The following is a 19,669-nucleotide window of genomic DNA, read 5'->3' on the forward strand; positions in this document are numbered from 1 at the left end:
TTTACTCTTTTAAAATTTCCAAAGGACAATACGGGTAATTTTGTTTCCTTGCTCCATAGTAATGGTGCGAACCTCTATGGCTTTTATTCTTTTAAGAACAGAATAAAGTGGTTTTAGGTTCTCTTTTTTTGAAACTAATGAAGAAAACCATTTGCATTGTGTTTTGAAATGAACACTTTCGAACATCATATTAGTAATGAATGCCAATTCACCACCTTCATACCACAACTCATTATTTTGTCCGCCAAAATTTAAAACAGGCTTGTTTTCTATGGTTTTGCCTAAGTTTTTTAGTTTACGTTTCGTGCCTTCTGTAGCCGCTTCTCTAGAATTATGAAACGGAGGGTTACATATTGTAAAATCGAAAGATTCATCAGCTTGAATAATGCCTTTGAAAATGTTTCGTTTGTTTTCTTGTAAACGGATTGTTATAGCATGTTTCAATTCTGGATTATGATTGATGATGTTCTCTGCAGTAAGTTTTGCAGGTTTGTCAACTTCTGTACCCACAAATTCCCAGCCGTATTCCTGATGGCCAATAATGGGGTAGATGCAATTCGCTCCAGTTCCGATATCCAAAACTCTGATTTTATTCCCGGTTGGTATTGTTCCGTTGTTCTCATCGGCTAAAACATCCGCAATGTAATGCAGGTAATCAGCGCGTCCTGGAATGGGAGGGCATAAGTTGGTTTTTGGTAATTCCCAATAAGCAATATTGTAGAATTGCTTCAATAAAGCTTTATTTAGTGCGCGAACAGCATCAGGGTTGGCGAAGTCAATACTTTCATTTCCGTATTTAGTAATAAATACAAAAGCCTGTAGTTCTGGCAAAGTTTCTAGTAAGACTTGAAAATTGTAATTCCCATTATGCTTGTTTCTTGGATGTAAACTTTTTTGCGGACTAGCTGTTTTTGTATTTTTCATAGGGAAAGAATGAGCTGCAAAGGTAGTTGAAAATAAAGTTTCCAAAAATTAAAAATAGATAGTTAGAAGATTCTAATTTTTAAAAAATAAAAAACCCACTCTTGCGAATGGGTTTTTATAATAAGTAAGATAAATATGTTTATAAACGTTTTTCTTATTTCACTTTATTCACGATAGCCGCGAAAGCTTCTGGGTGGTTCATTGCTAAATCGGCAAGAACTTTACGGTTCAATTCGATGTTGTTAGCTTTTAATTTACCCATGAACTGAGAATAGCTCATTCCGTGTAAACGTGCACCAGCGTTAATACGCATAATCCATAAAGCACGGAAATTTCTTTTCTTTTGTTTTCTTCCACGGTATGCGTAAGCCATTGCTTTTTCTACCGCGTTTTTAGCTACTGTCCAAACGTTTTTACGTCTTCCAAAGAAACCTTTGGCTTGCTTCAATACTCTTTTTCTTCTAGCTCTTGAAGCAACTGAATTTACTGATCTTGGCATAATTCTTAATTGTTTTTTGCAGTAAGGCGGCTATTCGTAGCGCTTCTAGTTTCGTTTTTCAGGATGTTCCTGTTGAAATCTGCCCACTCCAGGGTTATAAAATTGTTTTAACCGAAAGAACAAATAATCTTAACTGACAATTAAATTGTCAATTAGATAATTCTTAATTGTTCTTTTACACTCTTCACGTCAGATTGGTGAACCAAAGCTGAGTGAGTTAAAGCTAACTTACGTTTTTTCGACTTTTTAGTCAGAATGTGACTTTTAAAAGCGTGCTTTCTTTTGATTTTTCCAGAGCCAGTAACTTTGAAACGTTTCTTAGCACTAGATTTTGTTTTCATTTTAGGCATCTCTTCCTAGGTATTAGATTTATCTTACTTACTATCTTTTAGTTTTCAGTCTCAGTTTTCAGTTTACAAAATAAATACTGAATACTGCAACTGTGAACTATTTACTTTTTTTCTTTGGAGCGATGAACATAATCATACGCTTTCCTTCTAAAACCGGCATAGCCTCCACTTTTCCGAACTCTTCTAAATCTTGTGCTAAACGAAGCAATAAAATTTGTCCTTGTTCTTTGTATATGATGGAACGTCCTTTGAAGAATACGAAAGCTTTTAATTTTGAACCTTCTTTTAAGAACTTTTCAGCATTCTTCTTTTTAAATTCATAATCATGTTCGTCGGTTTGAGGTCCGAAACGAATTTCTTTGATTGTAATTTGTGTTGATTTAGCCTTTAATTCTTTCTCACGCTTCTTTTGCTCATAAAGGAATTTTTTATAATCCATTATTTTACAAACAGGTGGTTCGGCATTAGGAGATATTTCAACCAAATCCAATTCGAACTCGTCAGCTAAACGCATTGCTTCAGAAGTTTTATAAACTCCTGGTTCTACATTGTCTCCAACTAAACGCACTTCAGGCACTCGAATGTTGTTGTTAATTCGGTGGGCGTCTTTTTTTTCTACTCGAGGTTGGTAACCTCTGTTGTTTCTTATTGCTATGGCTCTAAAATTTTAAATTAAACTTAGAATTGTTTTAATGTTTTTGCTATTTCTTCGTTAACTAAAGCAGCAAATTGCTCAATAGTCATCGTTTCGTTCGACTTTCCGGCGTCACCATGACGACGTACAGAAATCGTTCCGTTTTTCTCTTCTTCCTCGCCAACAATCAGCATGAATGGGAACTTCTTGGTTTCCGCTTCACGAATTTTCTTGCCAATTGTCTCGTTTCGGTTGTCAATTAGGGCGCGAATTTCGTGAATTTCCAGCAATTCTGAAACTTTTTTGGCATAATTTTCATATTTCTCACTCAAAGACAGGATGATAGCCTGTTCCGGCATTAGCCAAAGTGGGAAATTTCCACCCGTATGTTCTAATAAAATTGCAATGAAACGCTCCATAGATCCAAACGGTGCACGGTGAATCATCACTGGTCGGTGTAACTCGTTGTCTGAACCTTTGTATGACAAGTCAAATCGTTCCGGTAGATTGTAGTCTACTTGAATGGTACCCAATTGCCAACTTCTGCCTAGAGCATCTTTTACCATGAAATCCAATTTCGGACCATAGAAAGCAGCTTCGCCTGGCTCAATTACATAGTTTAAACCTTTATCTCTTGCAGCGCTAATAATTGCATTTTCAGCTTTCTCCCAGTTTTCTACAGAACCGATGTATTTATCTGGATTGTCTAAATCACGAACAGAAACCTGAGCAGTAAAGTTTTCAAATCCTAAAGATCCAAATACATATAATACTAAATCAATAACATTTTTAAACTCAGCATCCAATTGGTCTGGTGTACAGAAAATGTGTGCATCGTCTTGAGTAAATCCTCTTACACGAGTTAAACCATGTAATTCTCCCGATTGCTCATAACGATAAACTGTTCCGAATTCAGCGTAACGTTTTGGTAAATCTTTATATGACCAAGGTCTAGCATTATATATTTCACAGTGGTGTGGACAGTTCATTGGTTTTAACAAGAACTCTTCACCTTCTGCTGGAGTATGAATTGGCTGGAAGCTATCTGCACCATATTTTGCATAGTGACCAGAAGTTACATACAAGTCTTTCATTCCAATGTGAGGCGTAACTACTTGTTCGTATCCAGCTTTTTTCTGTGCTTTTTTCAAAAATTGTTCTAAACGGTCGCGTAACGCAGCGCCTTTTGGTAACCACAATGGTAATCCTTGTCCAACTTTTTGAGAAAAGTGAAATAGATCTAATTCTTTTCCTAGTTTTCTATGGTCACGACGTTTTGCTTCCTCTAATAATTCAAGGTAATCCGTTAAATCTTTTTGCTTTGGGAACGAAATTCCGTAAACACGAGTCAACTGTTTGTTTTTCTCGTCACCTCTCCAGTAAGCACCGGCTACCGATAAAATTTTCATCGCTTTGATGATTCCTGTATTTGGAATATGACCCCCGCGACATAAATCGGTAAACGTAGAATGATCACAGAACGTAATCGTTCCGTCTTCTAGATTTTGGATTAACTCGGTTTTGTACTCGTTATTTTTGTATAACTCTAATGCTTCTGCTTTTGTTGCTGAACGCATTTTGAATTCGTGTTTCTCTCTTGAGATCTCTAATACACGGTCTTCAATAGCCTTGAAATCTCCATCAGTGATTTTTTTGTCTCCAAAATCCACATCGTAATAAAACCCGTTGTCAATTGCAGGTCCAATTGTTAATTTAATTCCTGGATACATTTCTTCTAAAGCTTGCGCCATAACGTGCGAAGTCGAGTGCCAAAACGCTTTTTTACCGTCAGCATCATTCCATGTATATAATATAAGTGTACCGTCGGTGGTTAATTCGGTTGTGGTTTCAATGGTTGTACCATTAAAAGATGCAGAAATAACATTTCTTGCCAATCCCTCACTGATGCTTTTCGCAACATCCATAGGAGTTGCACCTGGTGCAAACTCTCTAACCGAACCGTCCGGTAAAGTAATCTTGATCATATTAATTAATTATAAGTTGCAAATATAATGTTTATCAAAACACATACAATATATATATAAGGTATAATTTGATTCTTTTGTAGCGAAGACATCACTGTTTCTTTGCGGTCTGCATTCCCGCTGTCCGCTCTACACGGTGCCGCTTCCATCGGGGCTAAGGGGTGAGGTTGTGGGTTTTTAGCAAACTTTTAATGTATATACTATATTATAGTAGTATGGGAATTCAAGCTGTGCTGTTATATAAATAGTAGTATGAAATCAACTTTGCCACTTTGTGACTTTGCGAGGCTGTAACTTTCTTTAAAAAACTTTATTGTGTTACGGAATGGTTACCAGAGAGTTATGAAAAATCGGCAAAAAACTTTTAAAAAAAGGTTGCAAAAAGTTTGGAAGTGGTAAAAAGAGTGCTACTTTTGCACCCGCAATAACGGCATAGTTCATACGACATATTGAGACAAACTGAATTGAAAAGATTTTTAAAAAAAGTTTAAAAAAGATTTGGATTGTAGAAAATAAAGATTGTATCTTTGCCACCCGCAAAACAAGGGAAGTTCATTGGAAATACTGGTTAAGACGAAAAGAAAATTTTTTCAAAAAAAAGTTTCAAAAAGTTTTGCAGATTAAAAAAGAGTTTCTACTTTTGCACCCGCTAATCGAGAGATTGGTGTTAGAATAAAAGAAGACAACGTTCATAGACATATTGAATTGACAGCAAATATAAGAGAGAGTAAGACTTTTTCGAGTAGAATTAGAAAAACCTAGCGACTGAATCGACAATATTAAAAATATACGATGAAGAGTTTGATCCTGGCTCAGGATGAACGCTAGCGGCAGGCCTAACACATGCAAGTCGAGGGGTAGAGTTAGCTTGCTAACTTGAGACCGGCGCACGGGTGCGTAACGCGTATGCAATCTACCTTGTACAGAGGGATAGCCCAGAGAAATTTGGATTAATACCTCATAGTATCTTTCGGTGGCATCACCGGATTATTAAAGTTCCAACGGTACAAGATGAGCATGCGTCCCATTAGCTAGTTGGTGTGGTAACGGCATACCAAGGCAATGATGGGTAGGGGTCCTGAGAGGGAGATCCCCACACTGGTACTGAGACACGGACCAGACTCCTACGGGAGGCAGCAGTGAGGAATATTGGTCAATGGACGCAAGTCTGAACCAGCCATGCCGCGTGCAGGATGACGGTCCTATGGATTGTAAACTGCTTTTATACGGGAAGAAACCCTGCTACGTGTAGCAGCTTGACGGTACCGTAAGAATAAGGATCGGCTAACTCCGTGCCAGCAGCCGCGGTAATACGGAGGATCCAAGCGTTATCCGGAATCATTGGGTTTAAAGGGTCCGTAGGCGGTTTTATAAGTCAGTGGTGAAATCCGGCAGCTTAACTGTCGAACTGCCATTGATACTGTAGAACTTGAATTACTGTGAAGTAACTAGAATATGTAGTGTAGCGGTGAAATGCTTAGATATTACATGGAATACCAATTGCGAAGGCAGGTTACTAACAGTTTATTGACGCTGATGGACGAAAGCGTGGGGAGCGAACAGGATTAGATACCCTGGTAGTCCACGCCGTAAACGATGGATACTAGCTGTTTGGAGCAATCTGAGTGGCTAAGCGAAAGTGATAAGTATCCCACCTGGGGAGTACGCACGCAAGTGTGAAACTCAAAGGAATTGACGGGGCCCGCACAAGCGGAGGAGCATGTGGTTTAATTCGATGATACGCGAGGAACCTTACCAGGGCTTAAATGGGAGACGACAGGACTGGAAACAGTTTTTTCTTCGGACGTCTTTCAAGGTGCTGCATGGTTGTCGTCAGCTCGTGCCGTGAGGTGTCAGGTTAAGTCCTATAACGAGCGCAACCCCTATTGTTAGTTGCCAGCGGGTCATGCCGGGAACTCTAACAAGACTGCCGGTGCAAACCGTGAGGAAGGTGGGGATGACGTCAAATCATCACGGCCCTTACGTCCTGGGCTACACACGTGCTACAATGGACGGTACAGAGAGCAGCCACTACGCAAGTAGGCGCGAATCTTCAAAGCCGTTCTCAGTTCGGATCGGAGTCTGCAACTCGACTCCGTGAAGCTGGATTCGCTAGTAATCGCATATCAGCCATGATGCGGTGAATACGTTCCCGGGCCTTGTACACACCGCCCGTCAAGCCATGGAAGCTGGGGGTACCTGAAGTCGGTGACCGCAAGGAGCTGCCTAGGGTAAAACTAGTAACTGGGGCTAAGTCGTAACAAGGTAGCCGTACCGGAAGGTGCGGCTGGAACACCTCCTTTCTAGAGAATGATGAAAGTCATGGGTTTTTACGAAAGATAGAGAATTACTCTCGCTGTTAGTTCAAAAAATAACTTAAATACAGAGTCTCGTAGCTCAGCTGGTTAGAGTACTACACTGATAATGTAGGGGTCGGCAGTTCGAGTCTGCCCGGGACTACTTTTTAAGCTTATAACTTGTAAGTTATGGATTTAAAAAGGTATAAAAGTTATAAAAAAAAAGGAAATTTTAGAAGTTGAGGATTCAAAATTCATAATTCTGAATTCATAATTCTGAATTACGATTGGGGATTAGCTCAGCTGGCTAGAGCGCCTGCCTTGCACGCAGGAGGTCATCGGTTCGACTCCGATATTCTCCACTACGGCTATAAAGTCAAAGCTGATAATTTTTGTCAGTTGCGACTCGCCACAAGTTCATTGACATATTGAGATAAGAAAAATACAAATTAAAAAGTAGAAAGCATAGGATCTTGTAGTAATACAAGAACCACATACATAAGCAAAATAAGGGCGTATGGGGGATGCCTAGGCTCTCAGAGGCGATGAAGGACGTGATAAGCTGCGAAAAGCTGCGGGGATTGGCACATACGATGTGATCCGCAGATATCCGAATGGGGCAACCCAATACATTGAAGATGTATTACCCGATAGGGGGCAAACCCGCTGAACTGAAACATCTAAGTAGGCGGAGGAGAAGAAAACAAAAGTGATTCCGTAAGTAGTGGCGAGCGAACGCGGATTAGCCCAAACCAGAGTTGTTACGGCAATTTTGGGGTTGTAGGACCACGACATTTGATGCGGATTGAATTAGAATAACCTGGAAAGGTTAACCACAGAGGGTGATAGTCCCGTATAAGTAAGAAAAGATATCAATAGTGGTATCCTGAGTAGGGCGGGGCACGTGAAACCCTGTCTGAATCTGGCGGGACCATCCGCTAAGGCTAAATACTCCTGAGAGACCGATAGTGAACCAGTACTGTGAAGGAAAGGTGAAAAGAACCGTGAATAACGGAGTGAAATAGATCCTGAAACCATACGCTTACAAGCGGTCGGAGCCCTTTCGTGGGGTGACGGCGTGCCTTTTGCATAATGAGCCTACGAGTTACCGTTGCTGGCAAGGATAAGCACTTCAGGTGTGGATCCGTAGCGAAAGCGAGTCTGAATAGGGCGCTTTAGTCAGTAGTGGTAGACGCGAAACCGTGTGATCTACCCATGGGCAGGATGAAGCTGTGGTAACACACAGTGGAGGTCCGAACCGGTTGACGTTGAAAAGTCTTCGGATGACCTGTGGGTAGGGGTGAAAGGCCAATCAAACTCGGAAATAGCTCGTACTCCCCGAAATGCATTTAGGTGCAGCGCTGAGCGTAAAGTTATATAGAGGTAGAGCTACTGATTGGATGCGGGGGCTTCACCGCCTACCAATTCCTGACAAACTCCGAATGCTATATAATGTTTCTCAGCAGTGAGGGCATGGGTGCTAAGGTCCATGTCCGAGAGGGAAAGAACCCAGACCATCAGCTAAGGTCCCCAAATGTATGCTAAGTTGAAAAAACGAGGTTTGTCTGCCCAGACAGCTAGGATGTTGGCTTGGAAGCAGCCATTCATTTAAAGAGTGCGTAACAGCTCACTAGTCGAGCGGACGAGCATGGATAATAATCGGGCATAAGTATACTACCGAAGCTATGGACAGGAAACTGTGGTAGGGGAGCATTCTAACAGGGTTGAAGGTGTGATGCGAGTCATGCTGGACCGGTTAGAAAAGAAAATGTAGGCATAAGTAACGATAATGCGGGCGAGAAACCCGCACACCGAAAGACTAAGGTTTCCTCAGCTATGCTAATCAGCTGAGGGTTAGTCGGGTCCTAAGGCGAACCCGAAAGGGACAGTCGATGGCCAACGGGTTAATATTCCCGTACTACTTATAATTGTGATGGGGTGACGGAGTGATGAAAGCACCGCGAACTGACGGAATAGTTCGTTAAAGTACCTAGCTATAGGTCCCGTAGTAAAATGCGCGGGAACTGGTGAAATACGATAGTACACGGAGTCTTCGGACAAAGTGATAGTGTGCCTAAGGGCTTCCAAGAAAAACCTCTAAACTTAGATTATAAGTACCCGTACCGTAAACCGACACAGGTAGTCGAGGAGAGAATCCTAAGGTGCTCGAGAGATTCATGGCTAAGGAATTAGGCAAAATAGACCTGTAACTTCGGGAGAAAGGTCGCCAGCAGCAATGCTGGCCGCAGTGAAAAGGTCCAGGCGACTGTTTATCAAAAACACAGGGCTCTGCAAAATCGTAAGATGAAGTATAGGGCCTGACACCTGCCCGGTGCTGGAAGGTTAAGAGGAGATGTTATCTTCGGAGAAGCATTGAATTGAAGCCCCAGTAAACGGCGGCCGTAACTATAACGGTCCTAAGGTAGCGAAATTCCTTGTCGGGTAAGTTCCGACCTGCACGAATGGTGTAACGATCTGGACACTGTCTCAGCCATGAGCTCGGTGAAATTGTAGTATCGGTGAAGATGCCGATTACCCGCAGTGGGACGAAAAGACCCTGTGCACCTTTACTATAGCTTAGTATTGACCTTGGATAAGTGATGTGTAGGATAGGTGGGAGACTGTGAAATGGCGTCGCCAGGCGTTGTGGAGTCATTGTTGAAATACCACCCTTTGCTTATCTGAGGCCTAACTCTTCGACGAAGAGGACATTGCTTGGTGGGTAGTTTGACTGGGGTGGTCGCCTCCAAAAGAGTAACGGAGGCTTCTAAAGGTTCCCTCAGCACGCTTGGTAACCGTGCGTAGAGTGCAATGGCATAAGGGAGCTTGACTGAGAGACATACAGGTCGATCAGGTACGAAAGTAGAGCATAGTGATCCGGTGGTTCCGCATGGAAGGGCCATCGCTCAAAGGATAAAAGGTACGCCGGGGATAACAGGCTGATCTCCCCAAGAGCTCATATCGACGGGGGGTTTGGCACCTCGATGTCGGCTCGTCACATCCTGGGGCTGGAGAAGGTCCCAAGGGTTGGGCTGTTCGCCCATTAAAGTGGCACGCGAGCTGGGTTCAGAACGTCGTGAGACAGTTCGGTCTCTATCTACTGTGGGCGTTAGAAATTTGAGTGGATCTGACTCTAGTACGAGAGGACCGAGTTGGACTGACCTCTAGTGTATCTGTTGTCTCGCCAGGGGCACCGCAGAGTAGCTACGTCGGGAAGGGATAAGCGCTGAAAGCATATAAGCGCGAAACCCACCACAAGATGAGATTTCTTTTAAGGGTCGTGGAAGATGACCACGTTGATAGGCTATAGATGTAAAGGCAGTAATGTCATAGTCGAGTAGTACTAATAACCCGTAAGCTTATGTATCGATTCCTCCCTCGCAAGAGGGAGGAGCTTAAACTTTTAAAACTTTACTTATCTCAGTATGTTAAGATATTTTGTAATGTTGATTAGCCAAGGCTAATTACCCTTACATAACGACTTAAGGTGGTTATTGCGGCGGGGCTCACCTCTTCCCATTCCGAACAGAGAAGTTAAGCCCGCCTGCGCAGATGGTACTGCAATCCTGTGGGAGAGTATGTCGCCGCCTTTCTTTTAGAAGCCCAGCTTGGAAAAGCTGGGCTTTCTTTTTTTATAGGTGTGGCGTGTCGGCCTTTGGCCTCGATCCGCCGCCTTTAGCTTCGCTCAATTCGCCCTTTGGGCTCGAGTCTTTTGAAAACCCTATCCAAATCGGATAGGGTTTTTTGTTTTATAATGTTTTGTGTTCGGAATTGCAACCAACTGCAATACAATTACTTGCTAGCCCCGGGTGTAGTGGCACGAAGTAGAACGAAAAACGGGAACTGCGCTTAGCAATCAAAACCAAACCAATCGCTCCAAATCATAAAAAAGCCAATCATTACGATTGGCTTGGGGGGTGAAGATTTATTTTTTGTTATCCGTGGATGGTTTCCTTTTTACCATATTTGGCGATTATTGTAGCTTCGTACTCCAGCCATTCTTTCCAACGTTTATCTACATCAACTTTTTCAGAATATTGTTTGGCAAATTTTAAAAAAGTAGTGTAATGTCCCGCTTCACTAATCATTAATTCATGATAAAATTTAGCTAAACTTTCATCTTTAATGTTTAGAGATAAAACTCTAAAACGTTCACAACTTCTGGCTTCAATCATGGCAGCAAATAATAAACGTTCAATTAAAGCATCGTTACGGCTTCCATCTTTACGTGCGAATTTGGTTAAATCGCTTACATAATCATCTTTTCGTTCTCTTCCTAAAGTATAGCCTCGTTGTTTAATGATGTCGTGAACCATTTTAAAGTGTTCCATCTCTTCTATAACAATACGAGTCATTTCTGTAACTAAATCTTCTTTTTCGGAATTATTAACAATAATATAGATAGCATTTGAAGCTGCCTTTTGTTCACACCACGCATGGTCGGTTAAGATTTCTTCTAAGTTGGATTCTGCAATATTGGCCCAACGAGGATCTGTAGCTAATTTTAAACCTAACATTTTCAATTATTTTGCACAAAATTACGTTCTTTTTTGGATTATTACCCTGAAGCAGTCTATTTTTGAATATGCATACCAAAAAAATACTCATTATTAGTTCGGTTTGGGTTGAACCTAATTCTTCTGCAGCTGGAAATAGAATGTTGCAATTAATTCATTTTTTTAAAAACAATGGGTATGAAATTACGTATGTGAGTACAGCAACTGAATCTGATTTTTCATTTGATTTGGAAAAAATTGGTGTTTTGACATCTAATGTTCTTTTGAATGATGAGAGTTTTGATGTATTTATTAAGTCTTTGAATCCTGAAATTGTTCTTTTTGATCGATTTATGGTTGAAGAGCAATTTGGTTGGCGTGTGTTGTTGAATTGTCCGAATGCATTAAGAATATTAGATACAGAAGATTTGCATTGTCTTCGTGATGCTAGAAAACAAGCCTATAAAACGAAAACTGAATTTAGTAACGAATTGTTATTTACCGATATCGCTAAACGTGAAGTCGCCAGCATTTTTAGATGTGATTTGACTTTAATGATTTCTGAATTTGAAATGCAATTATTGATTGATTTCTTTAAAGTGCCATCAAGTATTTTAATTTATTTGCCTTTGTTTGTTGCTACTGCCGAAATCAATAGTTTAGAATTTGATAAGCGTTCGGACTTTGTTTTTATTGGTAATTTTCTTCATGAACCTAACTGGAATTGTGTGCGTGTTTTGAAGGAAGAAATCTGGCCAATTTTATCAAAGAAGATTCCAGATGCCAAGTTGTTGATTTATGGTGCGTATCCTTCGCAAAAAGTATATCAGCTAGACAACCCTAAAGAGCGATTTTTAATTAAAGGCAGGGCTGAAAGTGCTAGAGAAGTTATTGAAAATGCTAGGGTGTTGTTGGCACCTATTCGATTTGGTGCTGGAATAAAAGGAAAATTACTCGAAGCAATGTGCTATGGAACACCAAGTGTTACCACAAGTATAGGTGCGGAAGCAATGGCTGGAGAATTTAATTGGAATGGCTCGATTGCTGACGATAATGCTATTTTTATTCGTGATGCTGTTCAATTGTATACCGATGAAAGAGTTTGGTCTGAGGCTCAAAAAAAGGGTTATGTTATTCTTAAAAACAGATTTGAAAGTCTTGACTTTCTGGATATTTTTAAAAATAGAATAGAGAATCTTTTATTGAATTTGGAACAGCATAGAAAACTCAACTTTATTGGTTCGATGTTACAGCACCATACTATGCAGAGCACAAAATATATGTCGAAATGGATTGAAGCTAAAAATCAGAAATAAAAAAAGCTGCTCTTTAAAGCAGCTTTTTTATTTTATATTTCATTCAGAATAAGTACAATCTTATTGAAATCGGCAGCAGCATTAATAACTGCTTTGTATTGGTCAAATTGTTCTAATGGATATTTTACTATTTTGTAATACTCGGTGTTTTGAATAGTAATTTCATTATTGGCTTTGCTATAACTACTTGTAAATATAGCTTCAGGTTTATTGTTTATTACCAATTTGTTATCCATGTTGATTTTGTCAAGGTTTTTAACATCAATATTTTTGGGTAAAATCAGTTTTATTTTTCGTTGATATGCGTGCGGATATTCAATTTCAACTGGTAATACTCGCTTGTTTTGTTGGTACAATTCCATTTGTTTACCAATAACTAATCCTAAAGAGAATAGAAAATTATTTCCCGCTTTTTGTACCAGTTCATTTCCATTGTATTTGAATTCTAAGATAAATGGTTTTTTTCCAATATTATCTGTTCCGTCGTTTACGGTTTTGAAATCTTTATTCTCTTTTTTATTGGTGTAATTTTCTAAAATAGTATTGCAAATGGTTTTGTATTCTTCATTCGAAACAAAATCTTTAATGGGTTGCAAACTTAACGCTGAATACCCACCATAAGAGAAGTTTGATGTTATAATAGGGTTTTCGATATCTTTTGTGAAATCAATTGTAATGTCCATTACATCGTTAGTTTGGTCAACTCCAGGGATTTCAATGAAGTTAATTTCGCTAATTCCCATCTTTACTCCAGAAAATTCTTTAGATTTTATGAATAGCCCATAATTATTTCCTAGTTGAGAAGGGAATAAAGGAATACGATATTCAATTTCTGTAGGAGTTATGTATTTATTAATCAAAGGAAAATAAAATAAAAGATCGTTTAGGTTTTCATAACTTTCAAAATCTTTATCAAAAGGAACATCAAAACGACTTGAAGTTAAAACGATATTATTTTCAATTTTTAAGTGATTGAAAATGGCAAAATACAGTTTTAAAATTTCAAATTGATTGGCTTGCTTGGTTTTGATTACATCGGATAGCGAAGCTTTACTTTCAAAATAGCGGTTATAGGCTATGGTTTTTTTAACTTTATCTTCAATATTCCAAACGTATTCCTGAAGGTCATTTGATTTTTTTATGGTTTTACAAAACTCTTCTATACTTTTTGTTTCTTTCTTTTCTAACGGCTGACTTAATCTATCGTATATGGTCGATGTGAACGATTTGAAATTATACATGTTACGAGCACCAGTGTATAGATTCTCATCTAATTTGTATCTGAAAATTTTCAAATTAGCTGTTCGGTTTGAGTAAGCTTCATCGTTTTCTAAACCTTCAATATCATTTACAGTAAAAGCAATAACTTTTTTGTTTTCGTAAACAGAATCTTTTGCTTGAACTTCAGGCAATCCATTATAGGATTTGGTTTTAAATTCTAAATGATTTGGATAAATTAATTCGAAAGATAATTTATTGATAGGATATTCATCTTGCATTTTGATGCTGTTTCCATCTAAGTTTGGTTTCTCTTGAAACACAAAAATCTTTTCGATAACGGCACCTTTTTCCAACCCGTTAATCGCGAAATAATTGTATTTAGTATTGCGTTCTTCGTCAACTTCTTCTTTGATATCTTTCGAGTTAACATTAATGACTTTACCGTTCTTTAAAATTACACGCGCTTTGTTAGTAACCAAACTTTCATTGCTGTTTACTGGAATGTACACACGGTTGTTTCTTTCGATAGCATCATCAGTATTTACTAATATTTTTTCGTGTATTAAGTAATACTGTGTAGCACCTTCTTTTAAGGCTACAATTTCAACTTTAATGTTACGCTCTAATATTGCTTCGTTGATATCTTTATATTTTTCAGAAACATTTGGAGCCGTTGGTTTTCCATCCCAATCGTATTTTTTGAAAGTGTAATCCTGTGCGTTACCAATAGTTGCATTTACCACAAACAGTACTAGTAATAACGATTTTATAAATGCTTTTTTCATTATTTTAATTTAAGAATTATTGATTCGTTGTATGCTTTTTTTAATTTTTTGATGGAACTATTCCACAAGTCTTTTTCGGACACATCAAATAAAATCTTTTTCACTTTTACTTTAGATGTCAATACCACAGCATTTTCCATTTGGGTATAGCTAATTTCAGCTTCCATTAAATCGTTGTTAAACGACATTGGTTTTGGTAAATACGTTACAGTATAATTTTTAGGAATTAGCAGCTCATACACTTGATTGTTTGCTAACAAGAAATCCAATTCGATTTTATTTTTTCGATCTTCTTCAATAATTATATTTTCAAAAGCCTTATCAAGATTTAAGTTGATGAAAATTTCATTGTCGATTTTTATCAAATAATTATCAATTGTAAAATCGTAGTTTACTTCATATGGTTTTTCTTTTTCATTGATGTTTGCTTCAGTGAATGAGACCAAATTGAACTTATTATTACCTTTTAAAACTAACGATTTTATCATTTCAAATCGAGTTTTTCCAGTGGCATCACCAAGCTGACTTAAAAAGTGTCCGCGGTTATAGCCATGATAAGCTGCTTTACCACTTCCTTTTAAAGTGTTGTTGTCAATTTGTAGTGAGACAACATCTTTTACTTCGTTGGTTTCTGCCGGAATAATAGGAACGGGAACAATTTTAAAAGCACCATTTTCATCAATTAAACCATCTTTACCTTGTATGAAAGATGAAGGCATGCCATATTCCGTTTCTCTGTCGGTAGCATCTAGAAAAATATAATCATTTCCAGTTTTATATGCCGCAATCATATGGTCGTCTACAGCTGGTGTAGCCAGTTCTTTGTATGAATATGGGATTCTTCGCGTACCAATCCAAGTGATATATACATTATTGATGTTTGCCATTTTGCACATAGCTGTAATAATACTAGCCATGTCTTTACAATCGCCAAACTTTCTTTCGAAAACGGTTTTCGCTTCACGCGGAATAAATCCTTCATAACCTTGTTCGAAGGCTACATATTTGATATTGTCTTTTACCCAATAGTAAATGGATTTTACTTTTTCAGCTTCAGTAAATTTATTTTGTGTGATGCTATCAACAAGAGTTTTTAATTCGGTTGATTCTGTTTTGTTTAAATCCTTTACAAAGCCTCTATAGTAGGTGTACAATTTAGAAATATCATCCAAAACATCAACAGTCTTATTGTCTATAGTATAGTCTTTGATAAAAAAATCGATGTGAGGAACCAAATGCAAAAAGCCTGGTGAAAAAGATTCAGCTTTTAAAGGTTTAATGTTTTTTAAGGTCCATTTATAGGTCCATTTTCCTTTTTTTTCAGATTTCGAAAATTCGATTTGATTATTCGGATCGTTAAAAATGGTATACCCTATGTTTATTCCTTTGTCGGTTATAATTTCCAATGATGAACTTTCGATTGGCAAGCCGCTTCCAAAAACAAATTTATGCAGTAGGTGAGGATCTACAAATTCTGTTCTGTAATTCATTACCTTTTTTGCACCTGCTTCCAAATTTGGGAAAACTAGCTGACGTTCTTTGGTTGCATTATGAAAAATGTTTTGTTCCTGATGGAATTTCTCATTAGACTGGGTGACTTTAATCTTTTTTTCTTTTCCATTGGTGTTTATAATGGAATAAGCATCATAATCGATGAGTTTTACCAAATCGGAATAAATGAAAGATTCTTTATTGTTGTGTATTCCCATATCAGAAAGAATAACAGTTTCCATCTGATTGTCTTGGGTGATTTTCAGCTTTTTATTTTCAATAGCAATGTGATACGATTGCGCGTCGTTAATAATAAGTTCGTTAAAATCGGGATATTTGGCTTTGTATTGATCAAAGGTAGCCTGTCCGAAACTCCAAAAAGGGAGCAGGAACATGCTGTACCAAATATTATTTTTTAATTTCAACCAGTTCATTCGAATCGTATTTTTTTGTTGCTACAATTTTATTCTCTTGGTAAATGTCTACATCACCGTGTATTACATCATTTTTGTAATTTGCAACCAGCCATTTGCTACCGTTTTCGAAATAATATTCTTGAGGACCTTCATAGTCACCATGAATAAATTGCTCTATTTTATAAACTTTTCCGTTTGGATAATATTCGGTTCTTTTGCCTTCTAATAAATCATTTTTGTAGTTGCAATTAATTTCCGGTTGTCCGTTGGCATTGTTAATTACAAAAGTGCCTTCTAAATTACCTTTACTTAGTGTTAAACTAATAGCAGTTTTTCCGTTTGGATACTGAGAAGTAATTTCAGCAGATTCATTACTAATGGCAATTTTGTCGCCTAATTTTCCATCGGCACCTAATTTTTTATACCATTTGGCAATATTGTTTTCATAGTTAATAACAAGAATGGTTTCCCCTTTTTGGTTGAAATAGGTATAATCACCTTCCTGAACACCATCTAATTCACTGTAGGTGTACATTGGTACATTGTTATTATGATAACGAGTGGTTAATCCGAATTTTTCTCCATTTAAGTAATTGTTTTTTACACGAAGATTACCTGTTAAATCAAAATATTGTGTTTCTCCATGAATGCTTCCAGAATAATACGGTAAATAGGTAAGCTTTTTGCCTAATGGACCGTATGAAGTAAAATGGTTATGGCGGTATCCGTTTATGAAATCACCTTCAACAAGCAGGTTGTTGTTTTTATCTTTCTTGGTGTATTTTCCATTGTAATGACCATTTAACATAGCATAAACTTCGATAACATTACCTCCAAAATGAGAAACGGTAAAGTTTCCGGTTCTGTTTTTGAAATCGATAGTGTTTTCTAGATTACCATTAGTATCGTAATCGTATTTAACGGAAATGTCATCCTTAATGTAAGTGAATCGGTTGTTAAGTTTTCCACTGAACCAAAACTCAGATTTATCGTTTTGTAATTCATCATTTTCATAAAATCCTTCTGCACTTACCGAGCCATCGTTATTAAACGTTTTGAAAGGTCCGTTTTTTTCTCCATCACTATAGTGGTAGATTTCATCTTTTACACCATAACTAAAACCTTCGTATACTCCATTAATTTTGTTGTTTGTGTAATTTGTTGTTGAATACAAACTTCCATCACGGAAATAATAATGGGTAATACCTTCCTGAACTCCTTTTGCAAATGTTTTTTTGAATTTTGGTAAACCATTAGAGAAACGTTGTTCCCAAACTTTGTTTTTTAATCCTTTGTCGTATTCACCAATAACCATTGCTTGGTCGTTGAAATTTTTAATGGTGAATGGTTTTTTGGTTAGGTTCACAGGTGTTGGTTTTGCATTGTTTTTAGTGTACTGCACCGCACTTTTTAACTCGTCACCTTTAAATTTCTCTTCAAAATATTTGTTTTCGTTTTCATCATAGAAAGTATAAATTTCAGTACCGTCTTTTTCATTGTAAACAACTTCCTCCGATTTTTTGCCTGTAGCGTAGTACTCTATGCTTTTAGTTATTTTGCCATTGGTATAAAATTCTTCTTCCTGTAATTGTCCGTTTTGGAAATATTTTTTGAAGCTACCGTTAATTTTACCATTGATATAATCCGTTTCAACTTTTTTTGATTTTTTATCGAAATACGAAAGATATTTTCCGTTAAGTTCACCATTAGTGTAGTTCGTTTCTATGGTTAAATCGCCCGCTTCATTATACATTTTAGAAGGTCCTTCTAACTTACCATTAACATAGTTCAACTCCGATTTTACACTTCCATTGGGATAATAACATAAAAGCTTTCCGTTTTGATTACCGTTGTCAAAATTCAATTCGCATTTTTTTCCTCCATTTAAATAGTAGGAAGACGACATGCCACTTAATACATCGTCTTTGTAGTTTTCAACAATGCTTAAATTACCGTTTGTAAAATATTCGGTTCTTTTACCGTTTAGTTTACCGGCAGTTGCATTTTTTTCTTCAATTAAAATTCCGGTCTCGTCATAGTATTTTTGGACACCTTCCATTAAATCGTTTTTGAAAAACAACTCTCCAGATATGTTACCATAGTCGTTAAATAATTTGAATTTACCTTCTTTTTTTCCATTCACGAAAGAGCCGCTTAAATAAGGAACATTATTTTTAATGTAAACGATAACTTCTTTGGTTTCGCCAAAATGTTCTGTTTTTCGTAAAGCAAATTTATCCCAGAAGCTCTCGTTATAGTAGTTTTTAACAAACGCAAGAATGTCTTTTTTGTGTGAAGTTAATTTCTTGCCTAATTTTTCTTCCAAGCTTAAGAGAATGTAATAGGATAGACCTTCAAATTGTTTTTTAGCCATCATGTCTTTAACCCAAGGCATGTAGGTGTTTTCAAAGAAACCTTCACCTATTTTATGGTCTACGGAATATTCAGCTACAGCTTGAACTTGACGAATAATGGCATCGTCGAAATCGGATTTAACTTTGTAGGCTTTTTTTAGCGGAAGCCCGTTTCTTAAAATCACATCGATTTCTTCGAAGTTATCTCCCGATTTTGAAAAAACCAATTTTCCTTTAGTCAAAAAGTTTTCAGTGTATTTATTGTTAAGCTTTAAAATAGCATCATTGGCATAACGTCCATCAGGTACTAATGTTAAATAGCTAAGTAAAGCCAGTGTTCCTTCTGTTACATTGCCGTTTTCTAAGGCAAGACTTCCAAGAAAATAGTGTGCAGAAGCTAAGTTAGGATTGATGGTGATTATTTTTTCAAGAAGATCAAGACTCTTTTGATTTTCTTCCATTCTTAAATATAAAATTGCCAAATTATATAAATAATTAGAAGAGTTTTTTAAGTACTGATTTCCTTCTAAGAATATTTTTTCAGCTTCTTTATAATTCTTCTGATCACTATAGTAACTACCTAATAAAGTATATAGATTAGGGGTTTTGGCAAAAAGCCCTTTAGCTTTAGCATCGAGTAGGAATTTTTCAAAATCATCATTTTTTTTAAGCGCAAATAAGCATAACGCTTTTTCATATTGTGCAGTGGCAAACTTAGGGTCTGCTTTTACGATTTTTTCAAATTCAGAAATTGCAGCATCGTATTTTTCGGCATCATAAAGCGATATTCCTTTTTTGATAATGGAGTCGTTATTGTAAACAAAGGAATAATCTTGTTGCGAATAACTCGATGAAGCACAAATGAAACTAAGGGCAAGAATCAGTTTTTTCATTAAAATTA

At 37.4% G+C, this 19,669-nt stretch carries 10 protein-coding genes, 2 tRNA genes and 3 rRNA genes; 6 read left to right on the plus strand and 9 right to left on the minus strand.

Annotated elements, in window-relative coordinates:
* Window positions 1-9: 9 nt before the first annotated feature.
* The 5 genes from rlmF to thrS all read right to left on the minus strand — a co-directional run bounded on the left by rlmF (window position 10) and on the right by thrS (window position 4,392).
* The gene (rlmF, locus tag ACZ1JT_RS09450; RefSeq protein WP_465093580.1) at window positions 10-924 is read right to left on the minus strand and encodes a 23S rRNA (adenine(1618)-N(6))-methyltransferase RlmF; all 915 of its coding nucleotides are present in this window, start codon (window positions 922-924) and stop codon (window positions 10-12) included.
* A 154-nt stretch (window positions 925-1,078) separates the two neighbouring features.
* Window positions 1,079-1,423: a 50S ribosomal protein L20 gene (gene rplT, locus ACZ1JT_RS09455; protein ID WP_465093581.1), complete on the minus strand. Its 345-nt coding sequence runs from the start codon at window positions 1,421-1,423 to the stop codon at window positions 1,079-1,081.
* A 152-nt stretch (window positions 1,424-1,575) separates the two neighbouring features.
* Window positions 1,576-1,773 carry a 50S ribosomal protein L35 gene (rpmI, locus tag ACZ1JT_RS09460; protein WP_014164268.1) on the minus strand — a complete coding sequence of 66 codons (198 nt, stop codon included), beginning with the start codon at window positions 1,771-1,773 and terminating at the stop codon, window positions 1,576-1,578.
* Window positions 1,774-1,870: 97 nt separating this feature from the next.
* Window positions 1,871-2,428 carry a translation initiation factor IF-3 gene (gene infC, locus ACZ1JT_RS09465; protein WP_465095286.1) on the minus strand — a complete coding sequence of 186 codons (558 nt, stop codon included), beginning with the start codon at window positions 2,426-2,428 and terminating at the stop codon, window positions 1,871-1,873.
* Between the two features lie 23 nt (window positions 2,429-2,451).
* Window positions 2,452-4,392 (minus strand): threonine--tRNA ligase, encoded by a 1,941-nt coding sequence (gene thrS, locus ACZ1JT_RS09470; protein ID WP_465093582.1) that lies wholly within the window; start codon window positions 4,390-4,392, stop codon window positions 2,452-2,454.
* A 789-nt stretch (window positions 4,393-5,181) separates the two neighbouring features.
* On the opposite strand from thrS, the gene ACZ1JT_RS09475 reads away from it, so the two are divergent.
* The 5 genes from ACZ1JT_RS09475 to rrf all read left to right on the plus strand — a co-directional run bounded on the left by ACZ1JT_RS09475 (window position 5,182) and on the right by rrf (window position 10,282).
* Window positions 5,182-6,695: ribosomal RNA gene (locus ACZ1JT_RS09475) — 16S ribosomal RNA — on the plus strand.
* Window positions 6,696-6,778: 83 nt separating this feature from the next.
* Window positions 6,779-6,852: transfer RNA gene (locus ACZ1JT_RS09480), tRNA-Ile, on the plus strand.
* Window positions 6,853-6,978: 126 nt separating this feature from the next.
* Window positions 6,979-7,051: transfer RNA gene (locus ACZ1JT_RS09485), tRNA-Ala, on the plus strand.
* Between the two features lie 134 nt (window positions 7,052-7,185).
* A 23S ribosomal RNA gene (locus ACZ1JT_RS09490) occupies window positions 7,186-10,056 on the plus strand.
* 116 nt (window positions 10,057-10,172) lie between these two features.
* Window positions 10,173-10,282: ribosomal RNA gene (gene rrf, locus ACZ1JT_RS09495) — 5S ribosomal RNA — on the plus strand.
* The 16S, 23S and 5S rRNA genes sit together here with 2 tRNA genes alongside, the layout of an rRNA operon.
* Before the next feature lie 342 nt (window positions 10,283-10,624).
* Here rrf and ACZ1JT_RS09500 read toward each other — a convergent pair.
* Complete coding sequence (locus ACZ1JT_RS09500; RefSeq protein WP_465093583.1) at window positions 10,625-11,206, minus strand: MiaE family protein; 582 nt, start codon at window positions 11,204-11,206, stop codon at window positions 10,625-10,627.
* A 68-nt stretch (window positions 11,207-11,274) separates the two neighbouring features.
* Here ACZ1JT_RS09500 and ACZ1JT_RS09505 point away from each other — a divergent pair, with 68 nt between their 5' ends.
* Complete coding sequence (locus ACZ1JT_RS09505) at window positions 11,275-12,501, plus strand: glycosyltransferase family 4 protein (RefSeq protein ID WP_465093584.1); 1,227 nt, start codon at window positions 11,275-11,277, stop codon at window positions 12,499-12,501.
* A gap of 32 nt (window positions 12,502-12,533) precedes the next feature.
* Here ACZ1JT_RS09505 and ACZ1JT_RS09510 read toward each other — a convergent pair whose 3' ends face one another.
* The 3 genes from ACZ1JT_RS09510 to ACZ1JT_RS09520 are packed head-to-tail and all read right to left on the minus strand — an operon-like array spanning window position 12,534 to window position 19,661.
* On the minus strand, window positions 12,534-14,507 hold the full coding sequence (locus ACZ1JT_RS09510; protein ID WP_465093585.1) for a DUF3857 domain-containing protein: 1,974 nt from the start codon (window positions 14,505-14,507) through the stop codon (window positions 12,534-12,536).
* Complete coding sequence (locus ACZ1JT_RS09515; RefSeq protein WP_465093586.1) at window positions 14,507-16,432, minus strand: DUF3857 domain-containing protein; 1,926 nt, start codon at window positions 16,430-16,432, stop codon at window positions 14,507-14,509. The genes ACZ1JT_RS09510 and ACZ1JT_RS09515 overlap by 1 nt, the downstream gene beginning before the upstream one ends.
* Window positions 16,407-19,661 carry a tetratricopeptide repeat protein gene (locus ACZ1JT_RS09520; RefSeq protein WP_465093587.1) on the minus strand — a complete coding sequence of 1,085 codons (3,255 nt, stop codon included), beginning with the start codon at window positions 19,659-19,661 and terminating at the stop codon, window positions 16,407-16,409. Before ACZ1JT_RS09520 ends, ACZ1JT_RS09515 begins: the two co-directional genes overlap by 26 nt.
* Window positions 19,662-19,669: the final 8 nt, after the last annotated feature.

The organism is Flavobacterium sp. IC2-16, assembly GCF_055521455.1.

Bases quoted from the DNA above. Each gene is read 5' to 3' on its own strand.
- rlmF (WP_465093580.1), bottom strand. From the start codon at position 924: ATGAAAAATACAAAAACAGCTAGTCCGCAAAAAAGTTTACATCCAAGA.
- rplT (WP_465093581.1), bottom strand. From the start codon at position 1,423: ATGCCAAGATCAGTAAATTCAGTTGCTTCAAGAGCTAGAAGAAAAAGA.
- rpmI (WP_014164268.1), bottom strand. From the start codon at position 1,773: ATGCCTAAAATGAAAACAAAATCTAGTGCTAAGAAACGTTTCAAAGTT.
- thrS (WP_465093582.1), bottom strand. From the start codon at position 4,392: ATGATCAAGATTACTTTACCGGACGGTTCGGTTAGAGAGTTTGCACCA.
- ACZ1JT_RS09500 (WP_465093583.1), bottom strand. From the start codon at position 11,206: ATGTTAGGTTTAAAATTAGCTACAGATCCTCGTTGGGCCAATATTGCA.
- ACZ1JT_RS09505 (WP_465093584.1), top strand. From the start codon at position 11,275: ATGCATACCAAAAAAATACTCATTATTAGTTCGGTTTGGGTTGAACCT.
- ACZ1JT_RS09510 (WP_465093585.1), bottom strand. From the start codon at position 14,507: ATGAAAAAAGCATTTATAAAATCGTTATTACTAGTACTGTTTGTGGTA.
- ACZ1JT_RS09515 (WP_465093586.1), bottom strand. From the start codon at position 16,432: ATGAACTGGTTGAAATTAAAAAATAATATTTGGTACAGCATGTTCCTG.
- ACZ1JT_RS09520 (WP_465093587.1), bottom strand. From the start codon at position 19,661: ATGAAAAAACTGATTCTTGCCCTTAGTTTCATTTGTGCTTCATCGAGT.